15 protein-coding genes are annotated in these 25,497 nt (G+C 60.6%); 5 read left to right on the top strand and 10 right to left on the bottom strand.

The annotated features are described in order from the left end of the window. The first annotated feature begins 86 nt into the window (after window positions 1-86). From RS887_RS28570 to RS887_RS28555, 4 genes are all read left to right on the top strand, one after another. Complete coding sequence (locus tag RS887_RS28570) at window positions 87-1,187, top strand: alkene reductase (protein WP_322618018.1); 1,101 nt, start codon at window positions 87-89, stop codon at window positions 1,185-1,187. A 95-nt stretch (window positions 1,188-1,282) separates the two neighbouring features. Further along, complete coding sequence (locus RS887_RS28565) at window positions 1,283-2,185, top strand: LysR family transcriptional regulator (protein WP_322618017.1); 903 nt, start codon at window positions 1,283-1,285, stop codon at window positions 2,183-2,185. 179 nt (window positions 2,186-2,364) lie between these two features. Then, a complete protein-coding gene (locus RS887_RS28560) occupies window positions 2,365-3,123 on the top strand; it encodes an SDR family oxidoreductase (RefSeq protein ID WP_322618016.1) in 759 nt (252 codons plus the stop codon). A 92-nt stretch (window positions 3,124-3,215) separates the two neighbouring features. After that, the gene (locus RS887_RS28555; RefSeq protein WP_322618015.1) at window positions 3,216-3,617 is read left to right on the top strand and encodes an ester cyclase; all 402 of its coding nucleotides are present in this window, start codon (window positions 3,216-3,218) and stop codon (window positions 3,615-3,617) included. 174 nt (window positions 3,618-3,791) lie between these two features. Here the strand turns inward: RS887_RS28555 and RS887_RS28550 are convergent, their stop codons facing one another. After that, on the bottom strand, window positions 3,792-14,780 hold the full coding sequence (locus tag RS887_RS28550; RefSeq protein WP_322618014.1) for a peroxidase family protein: 10,989 nt from the start codon (window positions 14,778-14,780) through the stop codon (window positions 3,792-3,794). Between the two features lie 298 nt (window positions 14,781-15,078). Continuing rightward, complete coding sequence (locus RS887_RS28545; protein WP_322618013.1) at window positions 15,079-15,501, bottom strand: hypothetical protein; 423 nt, start codon at window positions 15,499-15,501, stop codon at window positions 15,079-15,081. A gap of 72 nt (window positions 15,502-15,573) precedes the next feature. Here RS887_RS28545 and RS887_RS28540 point away from each other — a divergent pair, with 72 nt between their 5' ends. After that, a complete protein-coding gene (locus RS887_RS28540) occupies window positions 15,574-17,070 on the top strand; it encodes a sensor histidine kinase (RefSeq protein WP_322618012.1) in 1,497 nt (498 codons plus the stop codon). Window positions 17,071-17,133: 63 nt separating this feature from the next. On the opposite strand, the gene RS887_RS28535 is transcribed toward RS887_RS28540, so the two are convergent. From RS887_RS28535 to RS887_RS28500, 8 genes are all read right to left on the bottom strand, one after another. Continuing rightward, window positions 17,134-17,826: a response regulator transcription factor gene (locus tag RS887_RS28535; protein ID WP_322618011.1), complete on the bottom strand. Its 693-nt coding sequence runs from the start codon at window positions 17,824-17,826 to the stop codon at window positions 17,134-17,136. Window positions 17,827-18,208: 382 nt separating this feature from the next. Further along, window positions 18,209-19,693, bottom strand: a complete 1,485-nt coding sequence (locus RS887_RS28530) for an amidohydrolase family protein (protein ID WP_322618010.1) — start codon at window positions 19,691-19,693, stop codon at window positions 18,209-18,211. 40 nt (window positions 19,694-19,733) lie between these two features. Continuing rightward, a complete protein-coding gene (locus RS887_RS28525) occupies window positions 19,734-20,927 on the bottom strand; it encodes an amidohydrolase family protein (RefSeq protein WP_322618009.1) in 1,194 nt (397 codons plus the stop codon). 79 nt (window positions 20,928-21,006) lie between these two features. Beyond that, complete coding sequence (locus RS887_RS28520; RefSeq protein WP_322618008.1) at window positions 21,007-21,774, bottom strand: ABC transporter ATP-binding protein; 768 nt, start codon at window positions 21,772-21,774, stop codon at window positions 21,007-21,009. A 25-nt stretch (window positions 21,775-21,799) separates the two neighbouring features. Continuing rightward, complete coding sequence (locus RS887_RS28515) at window positions 21,800-22,513, bottom strand: ABC transporter permease (protein ID WP_322618007.1); 714 nt, start codon at window positions 22,511-22,513, stop codon at window positions 21,800-21,802. After that, entirely contained in the window at window positions 22,510-23,199 is a 690-nt protein-coding gene (locus RS887_RS28510) for an ABC transporter permease (RefSeq protein ID WP_322618006.1), read from the bottom strand. The genes RS887_RS28515 and RS887_RS28510 overlap by 4 nt, the downstream gene beginning before the upstream one ends. Window positions 23,200-23,324: 125 nt before the next feature. After that, entirely contained in the window at window positions 23,325-24,095 is a 771-nt protein-coding gene (locus tag RS887_RS28505) for an ABC transporter substrate-binding protein (RefSeq protein ID WP_322618005.1), read from the bottom strand. A gap of 164 nt (window positions 24,096-24,259) precedes the next feature. Next, a complete protein-coding gene (locus tag RS887_RS28500; protein ID WP_322618004.1) occupies window positions 24,260-25,483 on the bottom strand; it encodes a cyanate transporter in 1,224 nt (407 codons plus the stop codon). Window positions 25,484-25,497: the final 14 nt, after the last annotated feature.

Genomic DNA, 25,497 nt, shown 5'->3' with positions numbered 1-25,497 from the left:
CGAAATGTTCGGCATCGCGGGATGTTTTTCTCCACGAACTTTACGCCTAGATTGCACCCATCCCAACATTGATAGGTATCGTTGTCATGTCCAAACTGCATACCAGCATCCAGATAGGCCCATACCAGATTTCCCATCGCGTCGTTCTGGCGCCACTGACCCGTATGCGTGCCGAGCCGGGTGCCATCCCTGGCCCATTGATGGCCGAGTACTACGCCCAGCGTACCAGCGCCGGTGGTCTGCTCATCGGCGAAGCGACTATCGCCGCAGCCAATGGTAACGGCTACCTCGGCGCTCCCGATTTGTATGACGACAGCCAGATCGCCGGCTGGAAACTCGTGACCGACGCAGTGCATGCCAAGGGCGGCAAAATCTTTCTGCAGCTCTATCATGCGGGGCGCCAGTCCAATAGCCTCTTGCAGCCGAACGGCGCACAGCCGGTGGCACCTTCCGTCGTGGAACACGGTGGCCTCGCCTTCACCGAGACCGGCTGGACCCCTGGCAGCCCGCCGCGGGAATTGACCATCGCGGAAATCCGCGGACTGGTGGAAAGCTTCCGCGCCGCGGCCGAACGCGGTATCGCAGCCGGATTCGACGGCGTGGAGCTGCACTCGGCCAACGGCTACCTGTTCGATCAATTCCTCCAGGACGGCAGTAACAAACGTACGGATATCTACGGTGGCTCGTTCGAAAACCGCAGCCGGTTCCTGCTGGAAGCGGTAGAGGCGGTGATCTCCGTCTGGGGCAGCAATCGGGTGGCAGTGCGTCTGGGGCCGAGCGGCAATTTCGGCGATATGTCCGACAGCGACCCCATTGGCCTGTTCACCTATGTCGCGCGTGAGCTGAACAAGCTGGACCTCGCCTACCTGCACCTGATCGAGCCGCGTATCCTGGGAGTCGCCGAAGACGAGCGCAGGGACCAGAATCCGGTGGCGTCCCAACTCATCCGCCAGCACTACAAGGGCACCCTTATCGCGGCAGGCGGTTTCTCCGGTGAATCAGCCAACGCGATCCTCGAGGCCGGCGATGCAGACCTGGTCGCTTTCGGCCGCCACTTCATCGCCAACCCTGACTTGCCAGAACGCCTGCGCAACGGCTGGCCACTGAACCCGTACGACCGCGAGTCATTCTTTGGCGGCACGCAAGCGGGTTACACGGACTATCCTTTCCATACTGAAGTTGCGTGATAATTTGCACCACGGGTAACTGGGGCCATAGTGCCCCGGTTACCTTCCCCTCCCCCCCCCCAAAAAAACACCCACCCAAGTAGCGATCCGAGCGCATGAAGGACCTTTTCTCCTACAGGCTTTTCACAAGGGTGGCGCGACTGGGCAGTTTTTCCGCTGCGGCACGCGAAGTGGGCCTTTCTCAATCCCAGGTTTCCAGGATTGTGGCCGAGCTGGAAACCGATCTCGGCACCCTGTTGCTGGCGAGATCGACACGTGCCGTCGTACCGACTGAGGCAGGCGCAGATTTTCTGGCTCGCATGGAGCCGATCCTCACCGCAGTGGAAGAAGCCGAGCAAAGCGTTCGCGGCGGCGGAGAACTGCGTGGCGTCGTGCGGATCAGCATGCCTACGAGCATCGGTGTACGGGAAATCATTCCGCGTATCGCGCCGTTCGCGACGATACACCCCAACCTGCATATCCAGGTCCTGCTCGCCGACCATTGGCAGGATCTGGTGCGGGAAATTATCGATGTTGCGATCAGGCTGGGACGGCTGGTGGATTCCAGTGCAACGAGCCGTCAAATCATGACGATCCCCCGGTTCATTCTCGCCTCACCGTCCTACCTGCGCGCAGCTGGGGAGCCGACTACACCTGAGGACCTGCAATCCCACCGAATCATCGCAGGTCCAGCCTCGACGGTTCCGAGCGGGTGGATGTTCAAACGCGATGGCGAGACCAGGACGATTCCGCTTGAGGCACACTTCTCGACCGACGAAAACGAAGGCGCTGTCGCGGCGGCAACTGCCGGCCTGGGGATCACCTCGACCACGGCATGGGCGTGTCGGCGCGAGCTGGAAAGCGGTGAACTGGTCGCGCTGCTCACCGATTGGGAAACCGAATCCGTACCTGTGCATGCCTACTTCCCCCACGGCCCGCGAACCCGCAGTGCCGGCCGCGCCCTGATCGAACATCTTGTCGTCAGCCTGGTTGGCGAGGGAAGCAGCATTTCAAGCTAGCTTCAGGTCGGCACAGTGCAGCAATACCTATGCATCCCTTACATAAATGATAGCGAACAAGAGTGGCTACTCGGTTCACGCCGAAGCTGCCAACTTAGCGTCACTGCCTGCACGACACATCGCTCGCCGTGTTCGTTCGTGGCGGCATTTCCTTACTTCATCTCCCCAGGAGAAGCGTGATGCGTATGACCGGCAATACCATTTTCATCACTGGTGGTGGCTCTGGCATCGGCCAGGGCCTGGCCGAAGCTTTCCACAAACTCGGCAATCAAGTGATCATCTCAGGACGGCGCAAGGAGCGACTGCAGCAGACGCTCGACGCCAACCCCGGCATGGCAGCCATCGAGCTCGACATCAACGACACGGCCAGCATCCAGGCTGCAGCGCAGCACCTCATCGCCCATTACCCTGGGCTCAACGTGCTGATCAACAATGCCGGCATCATGCTGCTCGATCATGCCGAAGGTCCGGTGGACGATGAGCTTACCCTGTCGACCGTCACCACCAACCTGCTGGGGCCGATCCGCATGACCTCGGCGCTGGTCGAGCATCTGAAGGCCAGGCCGGATGCGGTCATCGTCAACGTTTCCTCGGTGCCCGGTTTCGTGCCGATGGCCGTGACGGCGGTCTACTCGGCGACCAAGGCTGCGTTGCACTCCTACACCCTGTCACAGCGCTACCTGCTACGCGAACACGGGGTTCAACTGGTCGAGATCGCACCACCGTGGGTACGTACCGAGTTGCTCGACAGCAGCGAGGAGGAACGCGCCATTCCCCTGGACCAATTCATCTCGGAGGCGATGAAACAGTTCGAAAGCGGTGCCGATGAAATCCTCGTCGCTCCAGCCGAAGCCATGCGCGCCAATCCTGGCCCGAACGAGCATGCCTGGGTCAACGGGTTCAACGACATGATTGCAAACGGACCGGCTTTCGGTTGATCGCGACTGCATCAGAATGGCCAGGCCCACATTGATTTCAAGGCGATTCCCTTCAGCCACCAGCCCTTTACATTGTTAGCAGGGTCCCGACTATGACTTCACGTACCCCCGCCGAGAACAAGGCCATCGTCCTCGAAGGCTTCGCCACCCTGTTCAATCGCAAGGATCTGGCGGCAGCCGAGCGCTTCTGGTCACCCGCCTATATCCAGCACAGTGCCCATGTGCCCCCGGGTCGCGAGGGTCTGTTCGAACTGGTCGCCGCAGGATCGCCCGATATGCGTTACGAATGCCAGTTGGCTGTAGCTGAAGGCGACTTTGTCATGTTGCACGGTCGCTTCACTGGGCTCGGTCAACCTGCGAACTGGGTCGTGGTCGATATCCTGCGCCTGGAGGACGGTGTGATGGTCGAACACTGGGATGTGATTCAGGACGAGGCAACGCGCTCAGGTTCCGCCGGCGGGTACCTCATGTTTGGAGATCAGTTCCCCGGCTGACACTCCACACCAGCTCGCTCGGCGGTCTTTGATCAACCAGCGCACTGCTGAAATATCACTACCCGAATTCTTGGACGTGAAACTGATGGGCAGTTGAGTGGAAGGAGAAAGGGAGGGCATCCATTGCCCTCCCCCCCGCTGTCCACGTCCCCTGCGACAGTACTGACCAGGACCTCAACTGGCCAGAATGAAGTCCGAGGCAGTGACGGTTGTTGCGTCGGCCACACCTACCAGGGTGATGGTGTCGGCTCCGAAGCTGAGCAACGTATTGGCACCGACATCGGTGATGGTGACGCTGCTGCCAAAGGTCGCCGCCGTGATGTTGAGCGCGGCGATATTGAGCAGGTCCTGGCCTCCCGCCGCGTTGGCATCGAAGCCGGTGATCACATCGTTGCCGAAGCCCGCAGCGAACATGAAGACATCGTCGCCATTGCTGGCAAGCATCGTGTCGTTGCCGGCACCACCGGTCACACTATCGTTGCCGGCACCGCCATCGAGGAAGTCGTTGCCGGCGCCACCCAGCAATGTGTCGTTGCCGGCGCCGCCGATGAGGGTGTCATTACCCACCCCACCGGTGATGACGTTGTTCGACGCGTTGCCGTTGCCGACGAAGTTGCCGACTCCGGTGTAGAGCAGATGCTCGACGTTGGCGCCCAGCGTGTAGCTGGCCAGCGAGGTCTGTACAGAGTCCTCACCGTTATTCCCCACCTCGACCACCCCGTCCGCGAATGAATCGACGCGGTAGGTGTCGTTGCCGGCTCCGCCTTCCATCCGGTCGGCACCCGCATCGCCATTGAGGACGTCGTTGCCGAGGCCGGCCAGCAACGTATCGTTGCCGTCACCGCCGTTGAGCGTGTCATTCCCCCCCCCACCGGTGATGATGTTGTTCAACGCGTTGCCGGTGCCGACGAAGTTGCCGGCTCCGGTGTAGAGCATGTGCTCGACATTGGCACCCAGTGTGTAGCTGGTCAGCGACGTCTGTACCGAATCCGCACCCTCACCCGACGCCTCGACCACCAGGTCCCCGACTGAATCGACGCGGAAGGTATCGTTGCCGGCTCCGCCGACCATCGCGTCATTACCCGCACCGCCAGTGAGGACGTCGTTGCCGGCGCCACCCATCAAGGTGTCGTTGCCGTCACCGCCGTTGAGGGTGTCATTACCCACCCCACCGGTGATGACGTTGTTCAACGCGTTGCCGTTGCCGACGAAGTTGCCGGCTCCGAGGTAGAGCAGATGCTCGACATTGGCGCCCAGCGTGTAGCTGGTCAGCGTGGTTTGTACCGAGTCCTCACCGTTACCCGCCACTTCGACCACCAGGTCCCCGACTGAATCGACGCGGAAGGTATCGTTGCCGGCGCCGCCGACCATCGCGTCATTACCCGCACCACCAGTGAGGACGTCGTTGCCGGCACCACCTATCAAGGTGTCGTTGCCGCCACCGCCGTTGAGGGTGTCATTACCCACCCCACCGGTGATGACGTTGTTCGACGCGTTGCCGGTGCCGACGAAGTTGGCGACTCCGAGGTAGAGCAGATGCTCGACATTGGCGCCCAGCGTGTAGCTGGCCAGCGTGGTCTGTACGGAATCCTGACCCTCGCCCGTCAACTCGACCACCACGTCCCCGACTGAGTCGACGCGGTAGGTATCGTTGCCGGTTCCGCCGGTCATCTGGTCATTACCCGCACCGCCAATGAGGAAGTCGTTGCCCGCGTCGCCATTGAGGATGTCGTTGCCGCCCAAGGCGTTCAGGGTGTCGTTGCCAGCACCTCCGCTGGCCACGTCATCGCCTGCCGTGCCGGTCCACAGGTCGACACCGGCGGTACCGACAAACAGATCACCGACCACTGTCGTTGCGGCAGAGGTGACTCGCTCAAGTGTGCCGAGGTCATCGGTGTAGCTCGCGACGACACGCAGTTGCTGACCGACTTGCGCCTGGCCGGGCGTGAAGGTCGTGCCCGTCGCGCCGGCGATGTCGGTAAAGATCGCACCGCTACCCGCCTGCCACTGATGGGTAATCACCGAGGTGGTGGTCCCGTTGGCGTCGGTGAACGCATCCGTGGCGGTCAAGGCCGAGCCTTCCGTCGGGGTCGTATCGCTGATCAGCACAGTGCCAACCGGCAGGACATTGACGGTACCGGTACCGGCCACCGTGATCGGTGCGGTCGGCGCCGAGAACACCTGCTCCAGCACGCCATTGGCGTCCTTGTAGACCGCCCTGACGCGCAGAGCCAGTCCGGTTGCCACGACGAGTTGCGGAATAGCCGGCACGGCGCCAATAAGGGTCGCCGGTGGTGCCACCCTGAGTTCCGAGCCCACCGTGACAGTCGTACCCTCCGCGCGCGCGACCTCACCGGCGGCAAAGAAGGTGATGTCTTCGAAGACTCCCGAGCCCGGGCGCGCTTCGAACTGCCAGAAGTAACTGATGGGGCTGGTGATCGCGCCGCCAGTCGCGGCATTGTCGGCATCGGTGATGCCGGCCGCCGAGACGGTCAGCGTCTGGCCGACGGCTGGCGTCGGATCGTCGATCCTCAGCGAACCGACTGGCTCCGAGTTCACTCCGCCGAGCACGACCGACTGATCGGCGAACTGCAACCGCTCGATATTGCTGAGGGTGTCAGTCCCGTCCCTGGCAGCAACGCTATCGGTGACCGTAAAGGTGCCGTTGGCGTTGTTGACCACGGTGTAATCCGCCATGTTGCCGGAGAACAGCGCCGTGTCGAAGTCCGGAGTGGTCGAGGTCAGGATCTCGCGGACGATCTGGAGCTGGCCGGGGTTATAGGTGCCGTTCAACATCAGCGGAACCAGCGGCGTCATGTTGTCGAAGGTGGCGATTTCCGGGCCGGTGCCATCGATGTTCTGCCGCACGCTGATGCGTACGTTGAGCCACTTGTCGCCGTCGATAAGGTCATCACCGCCACGGCCTTCGATGACGTCGCTGCCGGCGCCGCCCAGGACGATGTTGCCCCCGTCGAACTTATCATCGGCCGTACCGGCGATGCCATCCGCTCCGTTACCGGCGGCACCGACGAACGCCCGCAGACCGCTGATGAGGTCGAAGTTGGTCAGCACGCTGCCCTTGGCGCCGGCCACAGCGAGCAATGCCGCGGTGGAATCGTCGCCGCTGAGGAAGTCGGCGTGTGACGATCCCGACAGCCCTTCCACCAGGTCCAGCCGGGCAAGGATCGACGCGGTGGAACCGGGCACCGCCGGTTGGTCGAAGAAGCGCAGCCTGGAGTTGAGGCCGATGGTCACGCCAGCCGGGTCGTCCTTGAAGGTTGCCCAGTCGTAACCGGAGAAACCGATGAAACGGTCCGCCTCACTGGGGCTACCGATCATGATGTCATCACCGCCCTCCCCGTCGAAGTTGTCCGGTCCGCCATCGCCCATGAACACATCGTTGCCATCGATCGGATCGTTGCCGAACGGGTCGAAGTTGTCGCCGGCAACGCCATCGGCGGATCCGCCCTGGATCCAGTCGTCACCTTCGCCACCGCGCGCGAATTCATTCGCCTTGCTGCCGAGGATGAAGTCGTTGCCCAGGCCGCCGCTGGTGTCGGCTGCGTCCTCGCCGGTGATGATGAAGTCCTGGCCGGCCTGGCCGAGGATCAGGTTGAGGCCGTTGCCGCCCTGGATGACATCGTTGCCTTCCTCGCCGTGGATGACGTCGTCGCCGCCGATGTCGGTGATGATGTCGTCACCGGTACCGCCAAAGAGTTGGTCGTTGCCGTAGCCGCCATCGATCCGGTCGTTACCGGCATCGCCATAGACCGTGTCGTCGTCCGAGTCGCCGGCGATGAGGGTGTCGTTGCCGGGCGTACCGCCCAGCACGACCGTATCGGCACCGGTGTAGTGCAGGTAGTTGGTATCCGGGCCCGGCGTGGCGGGATTGTCGCGGATCACCAGCGGCGTGAGGAAGTCACTGCGCGGTGAGCCAATCGGGTGGTCCGACGGACCAAAAGGATCGGCATTGGCCGGCAGATCGTCGGCGGTGCCGACAATGCCGTCGGGACCGGCAATCACACTGGGGTTGTACTGGTTCGCCTGGTTGACCTCCAGAATGTAGGCCGGCGTCAGGAAAACCCTGCCCGGGAGGTGTGTGGCGTCGGTATTGGCCATCACCAGCGCGGAGAACGTGTTGTTCTCCAGCTCAGCGCCAAAGTCCATCGAGGCGGTGCGCTCCAGATAGTAGAAGCGGTCACCGTCCTGGAGTTTCTCCATCTGGTTCTCGAAGACGAAGTTGAAGGTCGAGCCAAGCATGCCGCCAAAGGGCATCTTCTCCTCGGCCAGCCCGCCAACCCAGAAGTCGACGTTATCCAGGCCAGTGATGGTCACGTCGTCTGCCGTGTGCAAAACACCGTCCGCACCAGCGGTGCTGGTCCAGGCGCCGGTGCTGTTCAGGAAGTCAACACGGTCAGCCGGTGCGGTCGCGCCGCCCAACACCAGGTCCGCAGCCGCGGCGCGCTTGTCCGCCAGCGTGGTGGCAGCGGTGATCGTCGGGTGCGTGCCGTAAGCGGCGATGAAGTTGATCAGCGATTCCGGGTGCTTCAGGTGCTGCACGAAATCGGCCCAGCTCGTGTAGGGCTTGAGCTCTGCGTCACCGGTGGGCAAATAGAACTCCCGCCGCGCCGCGTTCAGGGACGGAATGCCGGTATCGCGACCGCGCGCCAGGTTGATGGCGGGCAGATCGAGCGGCAGACCCAGCAGGTTGTTGCGCAGGGCTTCGGTGACGAACTCGTCGATCTCGTTGCCCACCTGGCGGGTCACGCCGCGCACGATGGCACCGGCCGCCTGTTCCGGAGTGGGACCGCTGCCCGCGAACTCCAGCGGATTGAGGAAGGCCTGAATCAGCCCGATATCGCTCGTGGCGAAGTTAGGATCAAGCCGGTCGACCTGCTCCAGCAGCATCGAGTGCCCGAAGCGATAGACGGTGTGCGCGAACTCGGCAACGATGCTCGGATCGATCGCGGTGTCGTACACCTGGCCCGGGGCGAAGAAGGGATCGACCATCGGCTGGATCGTACGCGCGAACTCCTCGAACACCAGGTGCTGGTACTGCATCTCGGTGCCGAACTTCGCGGTCTGGAACAGGCGCTCGCCGTTCCAGTCGAGGGTCGAGGTATCGGCGGGAACGGCAGTGACAGGCGTCAGCAGCCACTCGTTCAGGAACGATACATCGCCGCTTGCCGCTGTTGCCAGGACCACCGCCTTGGTGTGATCGACCAGGCGGTTGTGCTCATGGTGGAAGATGGAATGGACAGTGGTCAGGCCGATGTTCTCGTTGACCCGGCCATCGCCGGCAATGTAGTGCGCGTCGAGCAGTTCGTTGTCGTAAAAGCCAGGCGCTGGTGTACCGCCAACGACAGTGTCCACATCAGGCAGCAGTGCTGCACCGGTCTGGCTGTCCACCGGAACGGCGGTGTGCGCGATGTCGTTGAGGAAGGCATGGCCAGTGCGCACGGCATTGACCAGGCTGATGGGCGCCAGCGGATTACCTTCGACGAGCACGTCGTCGGCCGTACCGGCAATGCCATCCGCGCCCTTCATCACCACTTGTGGAAACCCGTTCGGACCCTTGATGAAATTGCCGTAGGCGTCGGTCGCCAGCAATGGCACGTTGTCGAAATCGGCATCGGTGAGGTTGATGCCCAGCAGCGCATTCGCCTGCGCTTTGACCACCTTCCAGGTGGCCATGCCGCCGATCTCGACGTCATCGGGAGTGCCGAACACGCCATCGGCGCCCAGATCACGATTGGTGATCAACTTGCCGGTGGCCACCGGATCGCCAGCGGCGTTGATCTCATAGGCACGCAGGAACACCTGGTGCGAAGGATGCGAGCTGTAGGTCTGGTTCTGGTCGACAAACGGCGAGGTGGTGTTGGTGTTCTCGTGGATGTCGTCGGCCGTGCCCAGAACGCCATCGGGGCCGGGCAGATTGGTGGCGCGCGTCAGCACCATGAAGTTGGTCGGGCTACCGGGCACGAACAGCGGGTCATCCGGCTGCAGCGGAATGAACACAGTGCCCGAGCCACCTTTGGTGACCAGGTCCAGGCCATGGTCGAAAAACTGGCCGAAGAAGGTCATCCATTGGTTGAAGGGCGCGGTCAGGCCCGCGTCCGGGCTCACGTTCGGGTTGAAGAAGGTCTGGAACGTCGTGCCGTCGGTGCGGGTTCCAGTAACCACCTGCGCACCGGCCTTGAGGACATCGTCAGCCGTGCCGAGGATGCCGTCCAGACCGGGATCGAAGGTGGCCGCGACCGCTGCCGGGTTGTGGGCGGTCTGGTCGACGATCAGGTTGCTGATGGTGCGCGGCTGCGAGTCAATCACAAGGCCGCTGGTCTGGGTGTAGCTCGTGCCGGCTTCGGCCGGGCGGAAGTTCGGCGTGGTCAGGCGCGGGAATACCGTATCGGCTGCACCGAACTGGGTCTGCGACTGGAGCACGTTGTTTTCCGTCCCTTCGACCGTGCGCAAACCGTACGGCACCCGCACATTCGGGAGCAGCGAGTTCAGGTTCTCACCAGCCGCGTGGTGTTCCGCCAGCTTGATCTGGTCAAGGATGAACGCCAGGTCCGATTGCGTGTAACGCACACCGTTGCTGGGGGCCGTGGTCTGCGGATCGATCAGCGAAGGCGCCGCAGCGGGGGCCGGCGCCGCGGCCACTACGGCCGTCGTCGGTGCCGAGAATACCTGCTCGGTCACGCCATGATCGTCCGCATAGATGGCTTTGACGCGAATTGCCAGACCGGCAAGATCCGAGGTCACCGTGAAAGTGGGCGCGTCCGCTCTTACAAATCCGATACCGATGCGGCCTGGGCCGAGGATGATGTCCTGGAAGACGCCCGTGCCCGGTGCCGCTTCAAACTGCCATACATAACTGATGGAGTTGTGGATCGCCCCGCCCGCGTTGTCGCCATCGGTGATGCCTGCCGCCGACACGGTCAGCGTCTGGCCAACGGTCGGCGCGGTGTTATCTACCGTCAGTGCGCCCACAGGCTCGGCGTTGACCCCCTGCACGAGGACCACTGCCTGATCGGAGAACTGCAGCCGCTCGATGTGGGTGAGACGGTCAGTTTCTTCCTGGCCGACATTGTCGGTCACGGTGACGATGTCGGTGCCGACGATATTGAGGGGAACGGCGGGGTCAACGACGATGCCGTTGACGGCGATCGTGTAGTTCGCCAGAGGGCCCAGGAAGTTGGCGGTGTCGAACGCAGCCCCGCCTGCGGATGTACCGGGCAGGATTTCGCGCACGGCAACGAGCTGGCCAGGGTTGTAGGTGCCGTTGAGCATGAGCGGGATCATCGGCGTCATGCTGTCGAAGCTAGCGATCTCCGGCCCGGTGCCATCGATGTTCTGCCGCACGCTGATGCGCACGTTGAGCCAACTGTCGCCGTCGATGAGGTCGCTGCCGCCACGACCTTCGATGATGTCGCTGCCATCGCCGCCGAGGATGATGTTACCCGCGCCGAACTGATCGTCGGCCGTCCCGCCGATACCGTCGGCACCGAAACCGGCGCTGCCGACGAAGGCCCGCAGGCCGCTGACGAGATCGAAGTTGGTGAGGATGCTGCCCCTGGCCGTGATGTTGGCGAGGATGGCTGCGTTTTGTTCATCGCCGCGCAGGAAGTCGGCGAAGGCCGACCCCGACAGGCCCTCCACTTCCGCGAACCGGTCATAGATCGCATCGGGCGATTGCCCCACTGCACCGACGATTCTGCCCGTTGCATTGGGCACCGGGTGATAGGGACTGAAGAAGGGAACGACCATGTCGACGGTCACGCCGTACTTGTCATTCTTGTAGGTGGTCCAGTCGAACCCGGACATGCCGTCCATTTTGTCCTGGGCGTCGCTGGCGACGAAGATGTCGTCGCCGCCCTCGCCGATCATTTCATCGAATCCACCCTTTCCGATGAAGATATCGTTGCCGGGCACATCGTCGGTCAATGTCGGGCTCATGTTATCGCCGGGTGCACCGTCCTGGGTGCCGCCCTCGATCCAGTCATCGCCTTCGTTGCCGGTGGGCGCCAGGTTGACCTTGGCGCCGAGGATGAAGTCGTCGCCCGCGCCGCCGAAGGTCATCGTGATGTCTTCGGTGGTGATGATGAAGTCTTTACCCGCACCGCCGAGGACCAGATTGTTGCCGGCCAGGGTCGAGTTGCCGGCCTGGATGACGTCGTTGCCGTCGTCGCCGTGGATGACGTCGTCACCGCCGATGTCAGTGATGATGTCGTCACCGGCGCCGCCAAAGAGGTTGTCGTTGCCATAGCCGCCGTCGATCCGGTCGTTGCCGGCGTCGCCATAAACGGTGTCGTCGTCCGAGTCGCCGGCAATGAGGATGTCATCGCCTGCCGTGCCGCCCAGCACCACCGTATCACCGCCGGTGTAATGCAAGTAGTTGGTATCCGGGCCCACTGTGTCAGGGTTGTCGCGGATCACCAGCGGCGTGAAAGGGTCATTCCGTGGTGAGCCGATCGGGTGGTCCGACAGGCCAAAGGGGTCGGCGTTGGCGGGCAGATCGTCGGCCGTGCCGACGATGCCGTCCGGTCCGGCCACCACGCTCTGGTTGAACTGGTGCAACGGGTCGGTCTCGAGGATGAAGGCCGGCGTCTGGAATATGTTGGCCGGGAGGTGTGTGGCGTCGCTGTTGAGCATCACCAGATTGGCGAACGAATTGTTCTCCAGCTCAGTGCCGAAGTTGAGTCCCGCGGTGCGCGCCAGATAGTAGAAGCGGTCACCATTCTGCAGGTTTTCCAACTGGGTTTCGAAGACGAAGTTGAAGGACGAACCCAGCAGGCCGCCAAAGGGCATCTTCTCCTCGGCCAGGCCGCCGATCCAGTAGTCGACGTTGTCCAGGCCGGTGGTGGTCACGTCGTCTGCGGTGTTCAGAATACCGTCCGCACCGGCGGTGCTGGCCCAGGCACCGGTACTGTGCAGGAAGTCCAGGCGATCAGCGGGCGCCGTGGCGCTGCCGAGCACGAGATCCGCAGCCGCGGCGCGCTTTTCCGCCATCGTCGTAGCGCCAGTGATGGTTGAATGCGTACCGTAGGCAGCGATGAAATTGATCAGCGATTCCGGGTGTTTCATGTGCTGCACGAAATCGGCCCAACTCGTGTAGGGCTTCAGCTGGCTGTCGCCGGTCATGTGGTAGAACTCGCGCCGCGCCGCGTTCAGCGACGGGATGCCGGTGTCGCGGCCGCGCGCCAGGTTGAGGGCGGCCAGGTCCAGTGGCAGACCGACCAGGTTGTTGCGCACCGCGTCGGTCACGAACTCGTCGATCTCGTTGCCGACCTGGCGGGTCAGGCCACGTACGATGGCGCCTGTCGCCTGCTCAGGGGTCGGGCCGCTCGCAGCAAATGCCAGCGGATTGAGGAAGGCCGCGATCAGGCCGGTCTGTTGATTGCCCGGGGCAGTCGGATTGCCATCGCCGACGACGTTGAAGTTGGCATCGAAACGATCGACTGTCTCCACCAGCATCGAATGGCCGAACCGAAACACGGTGTGCGCGAACTCGGCGACAATCGACGGGTCGATCGTGGTGTCGTTACCCATGGGTGCCAGGAAGACGTCCACTTGCGGCTGGATGGTGCGCGCGAACTCCTCGAACACCAGGTGCTGGTACTGCATCTCGGTGCCGAACTTGGCGGCCTGGAACAACCGCTCGCCGTTCCAGTGCAGGGCCGCGATGTCGGCCGGCGTTATCGGCAACGCCGTCAGTTGGGCGTCAGGCATCAGCCACTTGTTCAGGAAATCGAGGTCGGCGGAGGCCAGCACCGTCTGCTTGGTCTGGTCAACCAGCCGGTTGTGCTCGTGGTGGAAAACAGAGTGAACGGTGGTCAGGCCAATGTTTTCGTTGACGCGGCCATCGCCGGCGATGTAGTGCGCATCCAGCAACTCGTTGTCATAGGTGCCGGGCGCTTGCGGGCCGCCAATGACGGTGTCCGCGTCAGGCGTCAGGCCGCCGGTGGGATCGGCACTGTGCGCAATGTCGATGAGGAACTGGTGGCCGGTGCGCACGGCGTTCGTCAGGTCGATGGGAGCGGCGCGGTTACCCTCGACGAGTATGTCGTCGGCGGTGCCGGCAATGCCATCGGCGCCCTTCATCACGACTTGCGGAAGGCCGTTGGGCCCCTTGATGAAGTTGCCATAGGCGTCGGTCGCCAGCAGCGGCAGATTGAACACATCGGCATCGGTCAGGTTGATGCCGAGCAGATCATGGGCCTGGGCCTTGACCACCTTCCAGGTGGCCATACCACCGATTTCGGTATCGTCGGCCGTGCCGAACACACCATCGGCACCCAGATTACGATTGGTGATCAGCTTGCCGGTGGCGACTGGATCGCCGGCGGCGTTGATCTCATAGGCACGCAGGAATACCTGATGCGAGGGGTGCGAGCTGTAGGTCTGGTTCTGGTCGACAAACGGCGAGGTGGTGTTTTGCTGTTCGTGGATGTCGTCGGCCGTGCCGAGGATGCCATCGGGGCCGGGCAGATTGGTGGCCCGGGTCAACACCATGAAGTTGGTCGGGCTACCAGGCACGAACAGTGGATCGTCGGGCTGCAGCGGAATGAACACCGTGCCGCTGCCGCCCTTGGTGACCAGGTCCAGGCCGTGGTCGAAGAACTGGCCGAAGAAGGTCATCCAGGCGTTGAAGGGCACGGTCAGGCCCGCGTCTGGCGTGATATTGGGGATCTTGAAGACGGAAACGTCGTCGGCGGTGCCGAACAGGCCATCCAGACCGGGGCTGGTGACCGTCTGTGAATCGGGATTGAACGCTGCGGCCGCGACCGCCGCCGGGTTGTTGGCGGTCTGGTCGACGATCAGGTTGCTGATGGTGCGCGGCTGCGAGTCAAAGACGAAACCGCTGGTCTGCAGGTAGGAGGTCGGCGTGGTTCCGCCAGGATCGGCCGGGCCGAAGAAGCCGGCCGGCTGTACCTGCGCGGTATTGAACACCGGCGGCGTCATACGCGGGAAGATGTTGTCGGCGGCGCCGAACTGGATCTGGGGATCAGCCAGGTTGTTGTAGATGCCGGTGACGGTGCGCAGGCCGAAAGGTACTTCCACGTTCGGCAGCATGTCAGCCAGACTCGCGCCTGCCGCATGCCGTTCAGCAATGAAAATTTGTTCGAGAATGAACTCAAGATCGGACTTGATGAAGCTGGCCATGGTTGTTTCCTCGATGCTCGACTAATCAGGAAACCACACGCATAAAACACGGCTGCAAGCGCATGATTTAGTGTTGAACCCCATAAATGAAAATCGAAAATTGAACGACGGGACCTGGTCGCATGGGCGCACGGAGCCCTTGCTGAATGGCGTGCAATCAGCAGTGCTCAACTAAGGGTCAATTCCCCGTGACAACCGTGCCTACAGGCTGGTGTTGCGCCTCAAGGAGGCGACGGCCCGTGAACGCAGGTTGAATAGAAGGTGCAACTTGTTAAATGCCCCGTCACGTATCGGGGCTCTATACATTTGTCCATGAAGCTCTCTCAGGCATAGGGGGCTTGTCACAGATGCCACACATCCAGCGATCAGAGTCATTGGCCGGAACAGGCTGGCGAAGATCGCCATAGTCCGGGATTTCCTGAGGGGTGATGGCACGGTTCTGCGTCCATGCGGCTTCGTCAACAAGCCTTTTATCCATGAGAAAACTGGCATCGACCACGAATTGACTAGTATCTAATGGAGACGGGTTCCACGCGCCTGGTGGTGAGCCGGGTTTGGCTCGAATGCCAAGCATGCAGACGTGTCCATCCTGGTCTGTATGGCCATAAGGTGACAGTACAAGGCGCGAATGGCCGACCACACCATGGGTAATAACCCCCGGCTGTTGTTGCCGGAAATAGCGGTTACCCAGAATGATCGAGAATCTTTTTGAATTATTCATCGCGCCTCCCGCCTTCATCCTCAAACGCCAGCTTTACACTCCATTGAAAATGAGTATTGAGGTGCTACCCGGATGTGTACAGAGACGAAAGCCCAACCAAATTCTGAGACCTTGGTCAATGAATCGGATCAGACCTTGGTCGAATCAGACGTTGGCCAAACGTCCAGTGGAGGAGTGCCTGGGAGACAGAGCACCCGTGCGAAACTGCGTTATTTAAGCCGCTCAACCCAGTTTGCAATCTGCGCCACAATCATTCTGGGTTTGACCATGACGTTCGTTGGAAACCTCGTAAGCCAGAGTATCGAAGATGCAACGGTTCAAACGGCGGCAGAGACCGGTGCGCGTTATATGGAGAACTTTCTCGAACCTTTCGTCCAGGGATTGACCACTGCCAGGGAACTCCCCGATGGAACTATTCAGACCATTGATCACCTGCTGTCCAGCACCTCGTTCAGTACACATGTTGTTTCGGTGAAGATCTGGCTCCCGGACGGCACGATTGTCTACAGCACCGACAAATCCACGTTCAAGAAAAATTTTCCGACGGAGGAGATCACACAGGCGCTGGCAGGCAAGATCTATACGGAACTGAACGAAGATCTTGATGGTGATACTGAGGATGCCTTTGAGCGAAGCCTGAACATTCCGTTCTATGAAATTTTTGCTCCACTGCGCGAAGCGGGTACTGGAAAGATTGTTGCGGTGGGTGAGTTCTACGAAACCGCAGAAGCGTTACAGCGCGAAATCAATAACGTTCGCAAGAAAGTATGGGCGATTGTTGGTACAGCAACGATGGCGATGATTTTGCTTTTGTTTTTTATCGTTCGGCGTGGCGACAAAATAATAAGGCTGCAGGAAACAGCACTTGAATGGCGAATGCATGAGCAAGCCAGGTTGCACTCGAATAATGCCGCCCTTCAGCACAAAGTCACTACAGCCAATCGCGAATTCTCCAGAATCAATGAACTCACCCTTCGCCGGATCGGGGCAGATCTTCATGATGGTCCTGCTCAGCTGTTGTCACTCATTCTCCTTCGCCTTGAAGAACTCGAAGATTCGGCAGGCACCTCGGATGGGGAAGCCCTCGAAATGATCAGGCGTGCCGGCGAGGATGCCTTGAATGAAGTGCGGGAAATATCACTTGGCCTGGCGGTTCCCGAAGTCAATGACCTGACCCTGCACGATGCACTGGTATTGCTGGTTCAACGGCACGAAGAGCGAACCGAGACGCGAGTCGACCTGCAGCTTGATACGCTTCCAGACGACGTACCGATAGCGCATAAGATCTGTATTTACCGCTTCGCCCAGGAAGCATTGAACAATGCCTATATCCACGCCGGAGGAAAAGGCCAAAAACTCAGCGCCTCGCACTCCGAAGGCCTGCTGCAAGTGCAAGTCGAGGATTCGGGAGTGGGTATTCCAACCGAGAAACCGAGTGTCTCAGGTCGAGGCAGAACTCATCTGGGCCTTGTCGGCATGCGCTATCGCGTCGAATCCCTCGGCGGAATATTCACCATTGAATCGGCGCCCCATGCCGGAACCAAAGCCAGGGCGCAGTTCAAACTCTGATCACCTGTGCCAACATGATCGTTGCACTCAAGTCACCGCCAGCGCTTATGGCTCGTTGTCTGGCTAAGCGTTGTCATTCAAGTCGCGGCGTTGAAGAGCACCACATAAGCCGGGTATATGGTCACTCTCCCAATGCCGTCTCACTGCGGCGACTGCCTGCGTCCGGTTACGAACGCGCAGCTTGTACATGACATTTGTCATGTAGTGCTTGATGGTCTTCTCGCAGAGCTCGAGCTTGACAGCAACCTCACGGTTGGTCAGGCCCTTCGATACTTCCCGGATAACCTGTTCTTCGCGATGGGTCAGCTCGACCTTTTGCTTGTCACCGGCGTGCTTTCTGAAATTGCTTAACAGCTTGCTGGCAAGCCTGGGTGTAATGAAGGTTTCACCAGCGGCAACGTTTCTGATGATCTGTACAAGCTCACGACCGCTTATGCCTTTCAACGCATACCCCTGCGCGCCCGCTTCGAGGGCGGAATAGGCGTCCTCGATGGACTCGGATACCGTCAGCATCAACACTTTAACTGCTGGCGAAGAAGCCGAGATCGCTCGCACGGCAGCAAAACTGTCGCCCGGCATATTTACATCCATCAGCAACACATTCGGCGCAAAACGAGCAGCAATTTCCAGGGCATCATCGGCAGACCCGCCCTGCTCGACCACATGAAAGTCAGCTATTTTCTTCAGCGCCATCGTGACCCCATCCCTCAACAGCGGGTGATCATCAACGATGCCAATCCTGATCATGGAACTCATAAGAAGCTCCTCATTGGAGGCGACGGAGCTGCATGGTGGTGTCGTGCTTTTCATTTTTCTCCCCTCGCGTCATGCCGAACCCGGCAATCCCTGTCGTCTCCATGATGTCCGGGACGACAGTTGTTGCGGGTACTTGGGGGCTGCAACTAATGAGCCATTTCAATAGGGCGAATAAAAAGCTCAAATCAATTAACAGGATGTTTCTGGGTGTTTCAAGCAAGAGAATGGGTGAGGCGGGGAATATTCCTCAAATCAGGTGGTAAACACCCGGTTGGGTGGGTGAAATGCCCCATTTTTGGAGGTAGAAGCACCCCGCTTCACCATTCGCTTTTGGCAGGTGCTGCTTGCCCTGAGGTTGTGCCAGCATTTGCAGCCGCGTTACTCAACCTGCGGCGTGATGCCGAGCCGTCCGCCAGAGGCCTTTCGATTCGTCTGTCAGATGGCGTAAGCCACTACGATCCAGCATGCGTTCCGACTCCTCCTGCACCGCGGCCAGCACAGCAGCCTCGTCGACGGCGTGTACGACGTAGTCCTCCATCAGGATCCTGCCATCGACGATGGTGGTACACACATCCGCGCCGTTGGCGAAGCAAGTGACACGGTGGACCGGCATGTTCATCGGCATCAGGTGCGGTTTGAACAGGTCGATCAGAATGATGTCGGCTTTCTTGCCGACTTCCAGCGAGCCGATCTCATGTTCCATCGACAGTGCCTTGGCGGCGTCGATAGTGACCATTTCCAGCACTTTGCCCTGCGGCAAGACGTCCGGGTCGCGGAAATGCCGGCGGTGGTAGTGCATGCACTGGAACATGTGGCGGAACATGTCGTAACCCCGGTCCGGGGCGGCGCCGTCGGAGCCGAGGGCGACGGTTACATTGGCCTCGATCAGTTCCGGTACCGGGCAGCGACCCAGGATCGACATGATGGCGCTCGGGTTGTGCACGATTTTGGTCTGTGTCTCGCGGCACAGGGCGATGTCTTCCGAGGTCAGGTCAATGCAGTGCGACATGAAGGATGTCGGGCCGAGCAGGCCCAGCTCTCGGTGAGCCAGCGCCAGCGTACCGGCGCGATGGCCATCCTGGGTGAACGTAAGGCCGTAGCGATGGGCCAGGGCCAGGTAATCCTGTGCTTGCTGGCGGAACAGAGGTGCCAGCTCCCGATGGCCGGGCTCGTATTGTGGTGCATACACCGGCAACGTAATGGCAATGCGCACCCGACCGTCACCCATACCGTCGCAGCTGCGGGCGACTTCTTCGCAGACCTCGAACATGGTCTCGAAATTGACGTCGCGCCGAGTGGGCGGTTCGGTCGACCAGTCCAGGTAGGTGCGCGGCGCTGGCGGCCGCGACGGCCCAACGGCGACCACCGAGCGGGTACCGATTTCGGCGATCGCCTGGGCGTGGCGTTGCGCGTAGACCGGGTCGTCGACCCGCATGATCGAATCGCCTCCGCCCAGTAGCGACACGCCGGTGGTGGTGCCGCATTTGAGCCGCTCCAGCGCCGACAACCTGGCCTCGACCTCCCAGAACCCGATTCCGGAGGCCGAGGTATAAATGGTCTGGCAGGCTTCCATCCAGGCATCGCCCTCCCCGCCGCCGATGGTTTTCAGCATGGCGTGGCCGGCATGGGCGTGGCTGTCGATCAAGCCTGGGAGCACCGCCTTGTTGCGTGCATCAATGACTTTTTCAGCGGTGAAGCGTGCCCGCAGTTCATCCGTGCGCCCCACCGCTACGATGCGGTTGCCGAGCACGGCTACTGCGCCGTCCTTGATGACGCGCCGTTGTTCGTCCACGGTGATGACCACGCCGTGCTCGATCAGCAGGTCGACTTTATTGAGGGGGGCATTCACGTTGTCGTGATGTGTCATACAGGGCATCCGGTTGAGGCTGGGGGCAAAGTGTTTTGGGTCACAGGCGGCTTTGCAGCAGGCTGCCATTTTTCGCCACGACTTTTCCGCGGCTGATCACCGTCCGCGCCAGCGGGCGTGCCACTACGGCTTCACTCAGTGTCTCGGCGGGCAACAGCAACAAGTTGGCTGCTTGCCCTGTCGCCAATCCATGATCGCTTCGCCCCAGTGCCCGCGCCCCATTACCGGAAGCGGCTTCGAACGCTGCGCAGATTTCAGGGTCGGTTCGCATGCCGCAGCGCAAGGCGAGCAGCATCGCGCGTTCAAGCATGTCGCCATTGCCCATTGGGGTCCATGCGTCCCGGATGCCATCTGAACCGAGGCAGACGTTTACTCCCGCTGAGCGCAGCTCGGCAAAGGGCGGGATGGCAATATCCGATGGCGCTGTGGTCATGAGGGAAATCTGGTTGGCAGCCAGGCGTTCAGCTAACGGCAGCACTAGAGCCCAGTCTTTCATGCCCAGGCAAAAGGCATGGCTGATCATGACTCGCCCCTGACGCTGATAGCGCTCTGTGAAATCAATGATGCGAGCAATCTGCCAGAGCCCCAGCTCCCCACCGTCATGCAGGTGGATATCGATACCGCGATCAAACTTGTCCGCAAGCTCGAACAGGATCGACAGGTGCGCGATGGGATCATTGTCTATGCCGCAGGGGTCCAACCCCCCTACTACCTCGACCCCCAGACCCAGGGCTTCTCGCATCAATGCTTCAACCCCGGGGCGGTTGACCAGGCCCACCTGAGGGAAAGTGACGAACTCGATATCTACCAGGTCGGCGTAGCGTTCGCGCAGCTCCAGCATGGCCTCCACATGCTGGATACCCAACTCGGGATCGGCGTCGACATGACAGCGCAACAACAGCGAACCGCGAGCGATACATTGCTCCAGCAGGGCACCCGCTCGCTCGGCAATGGGCGATGTGAGCTCGCGCAGGATTTGCCGTTCGTTCGCTATGCGCGCTTTGAGGTTTGGGCCTGCACTGTGCGGCCGCCAAGGTTGCCCCCACAGGGTCTTGTCCAGATGGATGTGGCTTTCTACCAGTGACGGAACGAGCAATTGACCTTGCCCGTCAAGGTCAGCGCCGGCGACTGGATTGCCACTGGCTGGACGACGATCGCCGATACGACCATCAACAATCTGTATGTCTTCGATTTCGCCGCCATAGGGGCGGACATTACGCAGCCAGAACGTCATTTGAACCTCATCACTGTTTGAGCGTGCCCCCGCCGCCAGATGGCCAGCGGGCGCACTCTTTACGGGGTCATCCGAAGGGCTACTTCAAGTTGCCGGCAAGGAACTGCTTGAGGCGCTCACTCCTGGTGTGCTTGAACAGTTGCTCCGGGTTGCCTTCTTCCTCGATTTTGCCCTGGTGCAGAAAGATCACGTGGTTGGACACCTCGCGGGCAAAAGCCATCTCGTGCGTCACCACCACCATGGTCCGACCCTCCTCGGCCAGGGACTGCATCACCTTCAACACCTCGCCGACCAGCTCGGGGTCGAGCGCCGAGGTCGGCTCGTCGAACAGCATCACTTCCGGCTCCATCGCCAGGGCCCGGGCGATCGCCACACGCTGCTGCTGACCGCCGGACAGGTGCGACGGGTACTTTGCCTCCATGCTGGCCGGCAGGCCGACCTTGGCCAGGTACTTGCGTGCACGGGCCATCGCTACATCGCGGCTGAGGCCAAGTGCATGCATCGGCGCCTCGATAACGTTTTCCAGCACTGACATATGCGCCCACAGGTTGAAGTGCTGAAACACCATGGACAGCTTGGTACGCATGCTTTGCAGCTGCTTCTGGTTGGCCACGCGCAGCCCGCCGTTCCTGTCCTTCTCGGTGCGGATTTCCTCGGCGTTCACCGTAATTCGCCCGGCGCACGGCTGCTCGAGGAAGTTGATGCAACGCAAGAAGGTACTCTTGCCTGAACCTGAGGAGCCGATGATGCTGATCACATCGCCAGCCTTGGCCTTGATCGACACGCCCTTGAGTACCTCGTGGTTGCCATATTTCTTGTACAGATTGTCTACGGTCAGTTTGTACATGGTGTTGACCCTGTGTAGGCGGCCCTCAGGCGGCCTGGGGTTTCAGGAAGGCCAGCCAGCGGGTTTCACCGCGACGAAATAGCCAGACAAGTGACAGTGCAATCACTGCGTACAACAGTGCGGCGATGAAGAAAGCCTCGAACGATGCATAGGTGGCCGAGTTGACATCGCGGGCGACCTTCAGGAGGTCGGGCACCGTGGCGGTGAACGCCACCGAGGTCGAATGCAGCATCATGATCACCTCGTTGCTGTAGTACGGCAGTGCGCGACGCAGCGCCGAGGGCAGGATGATGCGGCGGTACAGGTTGAACTTCGACATACCGAAGGCCCTGGCCGCTTCTACCTCGCCGTACGGCACCGACTTGATCGCGCCAGCGAAGACTTCCGTGGTGTAGGCGCGGGTATTGAGCGCGAACGCCAGCACCGTGCAGTTGAAGCCTTCGCGAAAGAACATGTCGAGGAATTCGTGCTCGCGCACCACGCTCAGGCTGTAAACACCGGTGTAGATGATCAACAGTTGTATATAGAGCGGCGTGCCACGAAACACATAGGTGTAAAACCAGACTGGAAGCCGGATAAAGCGGTTTTTCGACACGCGAGCCACGGCCAGCGGCACCGACAGGACGAATCCGATCGCGATCGACAGCACCAGCAGCCACAAGGTGATTGCCAGGCCGGAAAAGTTGGCGCCGTCCGACCACAAATACGCTTGCCAATATTCCTGGATAATAGCGATCACAGTTCAGCCTCCCGAACTCCGACGGAGTAATGATGCCTGAGCCATATCAAGACGCCGTTTGAGACGGTGGTAATGACGAGATAAATCAGTGCACCGATCACGGTAAAGTAAAACAGTTGCATGGAGCTCTTCCCGGCATCCTGGGTGGCCCTGACGATATCCGACAGGCCGATGATGGATACCAGAGCAGTCGCCTTGATCATGACCTGCCAGTTATTGGCAATACCGGGCAAGGCAAAACGCATCATTTGCGGGAACAAGACACGATAAAACGCCTGCCATGGACTGAGGCCATAAGCCATGGCCGCCTCTGTCTGACCGCGGGGGACTGCCTGGAAAGCACCGCGGAAGGTCTCGGTAAAATAAGCACCGTAGATAAACGCGAGCGTCGCTACTCCCGCGAGGAAGGGATCAATATCAATCTGATCCATTCCAAGCCCTTCGGTGATCTGGTTGAGGAGGATCTGAATGCTGTAGAAAAGCAACAGCATGGTCACCAGGTCGGGAACACTGCGGATCATCGTGGTATAGAGGGTGGCCATATTGCGCAGCCACCGATTACCCGACAACTTGGAGCTGGCGCCTGCCAATCCAATCAGTACTGAAGCCAGCAGCGATAATATCGCCAGCTTCAGTGTCATCCAGGTGCCACTCGCGATCAGCGGCCCATAGTCTGCCAAGGACATTACATTCTCCTTGAACGCGACAGTTCAGCCGATGCTGCCTGTCTTGTTCAATCGTACTTTTATTGTTTTTGAATGTCGCAAAAGTCTGGGTTCGTAAAAGGTTCAAGTCCGAAACTTGAAATCAATCAGTTGTAAACATCAAAGGAGAAGTATTTATCGTTGATCCTCTGGTAAGTGCCGTCCTTGATAATCTCGGCGAGCGCGCCATTGATCTGTTCGCGAAGTTCATTGTCTTCCTTGCGCAAACCAATCCCCGCACCCTCACCCAGGGTTTTCGGGTCACGCAACTCCGGGCCGGCAAAAGCGAAATCACGTCCGGCCTCGGTTTTCAGAAAACCCAGATCGGCCTGGACCGAGGACTGCAACGCTGCATCGAGGCGACCGGCTATCAGGTCTTGATAAACCAGGTCCTGGTTCTGGTAGGTGGTGATGGTGACGCCCTTCGGCGCCCAGTAAGCCCTGGCATAGGTTTCCTGGGTTGAGCCCTGCTCGATCCCCACACGTTTGCCTTGCAGGGATTCGGGCGTTGGCAGCAGAGGGGAGCCTTTTTTCGCAATCATCCGGGGCAGGACATTGTTGATCTTGTCGGTAAAAGCGATCTGCGCCTTACGTTTCTCCGTCATGCTCATGGAGGACAGAATGCCGTCGAACTTCTTGGCTTTGAGCGCCGGGATGATGCCGTCGAAGGAGTTCTCGACCCAGACACATTTGACCTTCAGCTTTTCGCAGATCGCGTTGCCAAGATCGATATCGAATCCCACAAGTTTGCCATCCGGCGCCTTCGACTCGAACGGCGCGTAAGTGGGGTCAACGCCGAAGCGAATGACTTGCAAGTCTTTCGCGTAGACGCCGCTGGCGGCCAAGGCCAGAACAACTGAAACTGCGAACTTCTTCATATTATTCTCCGTAAGCACAGTGGTACTGAGGTTTTAAAAGTGGCCGACCCTGTATGGGTTTTTTCCCTATAAAAAGTCCGCCGGGCAACGCGCCTTGATGTCGCTACAGCAAGATGCAAAAGAAACTCCAATTCAAACTGTCTTGTATTCAATCCTGACCTGCGTCACACCGCTTGCATGCTGCGTCGGTAACTCGCCGGGGAGAACTTGAGCGTCAGCACCGCCATCGCTGCGAGCACCCCAATGTGCAACCACCAACCGGTGATGAAGCTGCCGCCGGAGTCGCGCAGCCAGCCGATCAACCAGGGAGCACTCGAGGCGAGCAGGAAACCAATGCCCTGAACGAAGGCCGCCAAGGTCCCGGCCGCTTGCGCGTTGGACAAGTGGTCGAGGCTGACAATCAGGCTGAGCGAGAAGAACCCGCCGAGGCCGAAACCGGCCAGTGCGCCCCACAACCACGGCGCTGCGTTGGGAGCGAGCGCGAAGCCGGCGAAGCCCGCGACCTGCAGCGCTATCGTCAGCAATAAGGCACCGCGCCGGTCAGCGCTGCGGCGGGCGAGCATCGGCATGGCGAACGCCGCCGTCGCCTGGAACATCGCCAACCACGCAAGCAAGTTGCCCGAGGCCTGCAGGCCCATGTTCTGCTGCTGGTAGAAGGACGGCAGCCATGCCACCAGACTTGAGTAACCGCTGTTGGTCAGCCCAAAGTAGGCGGCCAACTGCCACGCACGCCGATTCTTGAAAAACCTGCCGGTCAAGACGGGTGCAGGTCCGCGAGCTTCTATCGACGGTGTGCGTGGCGCGCACACCAGCCAGAGCAAGAGCACGGCAAGCGCTGGCAACGCCCATATGGAAAGCCCCAACCTCCAGCCGCCATACGTATTCAGCCAGGTGCTTGCCAGCGAGCCCAGCGCCCCGCCGCCGACCAATGCCGCCGAGTAAAGCCCCATCGCCATCGCTATCCGTTCAGGAAACCAGCGTTTGACAACACCTGGTATCAAGGCCTGGATCACGGCCACGCCGGTGCCGGCAATACCGGCGCCGACAATCAACTGCGCGCCGTCCTTGACCACGGCGCGTGACGCGCACCCGAGCATCAAGAGCAGCAATGCGCCGGCCAGCGCCCGTCTTTCGCCGAAGCGACGTGCGACACCGATGCCAATGAAAGCAATCAAGCCCATCAGCACGAACGGCAAGGTGGTCAGCATCGCGGCGGCGCGAAAATCGAGGCCAATGTCAGCGCGCACCAGATCGAGCACCGGCCCCACCGAAGTCAGGAATGGCCGCAAATTCAAGCCCAATAGCACCAGAAGCACCAGTGCGGCCAGTGATACTTCGCCCGCCCGCGACACGCCCGTAGCGATGCAAGCCGATCCGCGATCAGTCATGGCGGGCACTTCTT

Source organism: Pseudomonas sp. BIC9C, assembly GCF_034541995.1.
Classification (GTDB): domain Bacteria; phylum Pseudomonadota; class Gammaproteobacteria; order Pseudomonadales; family Pseudomonadaceae; genus Aquipseudomonas; species Aquipseudomonas fluorescens_CC.
This window is presented reverse-complemented; position numbering and strand designations above follow the sequence as displayed.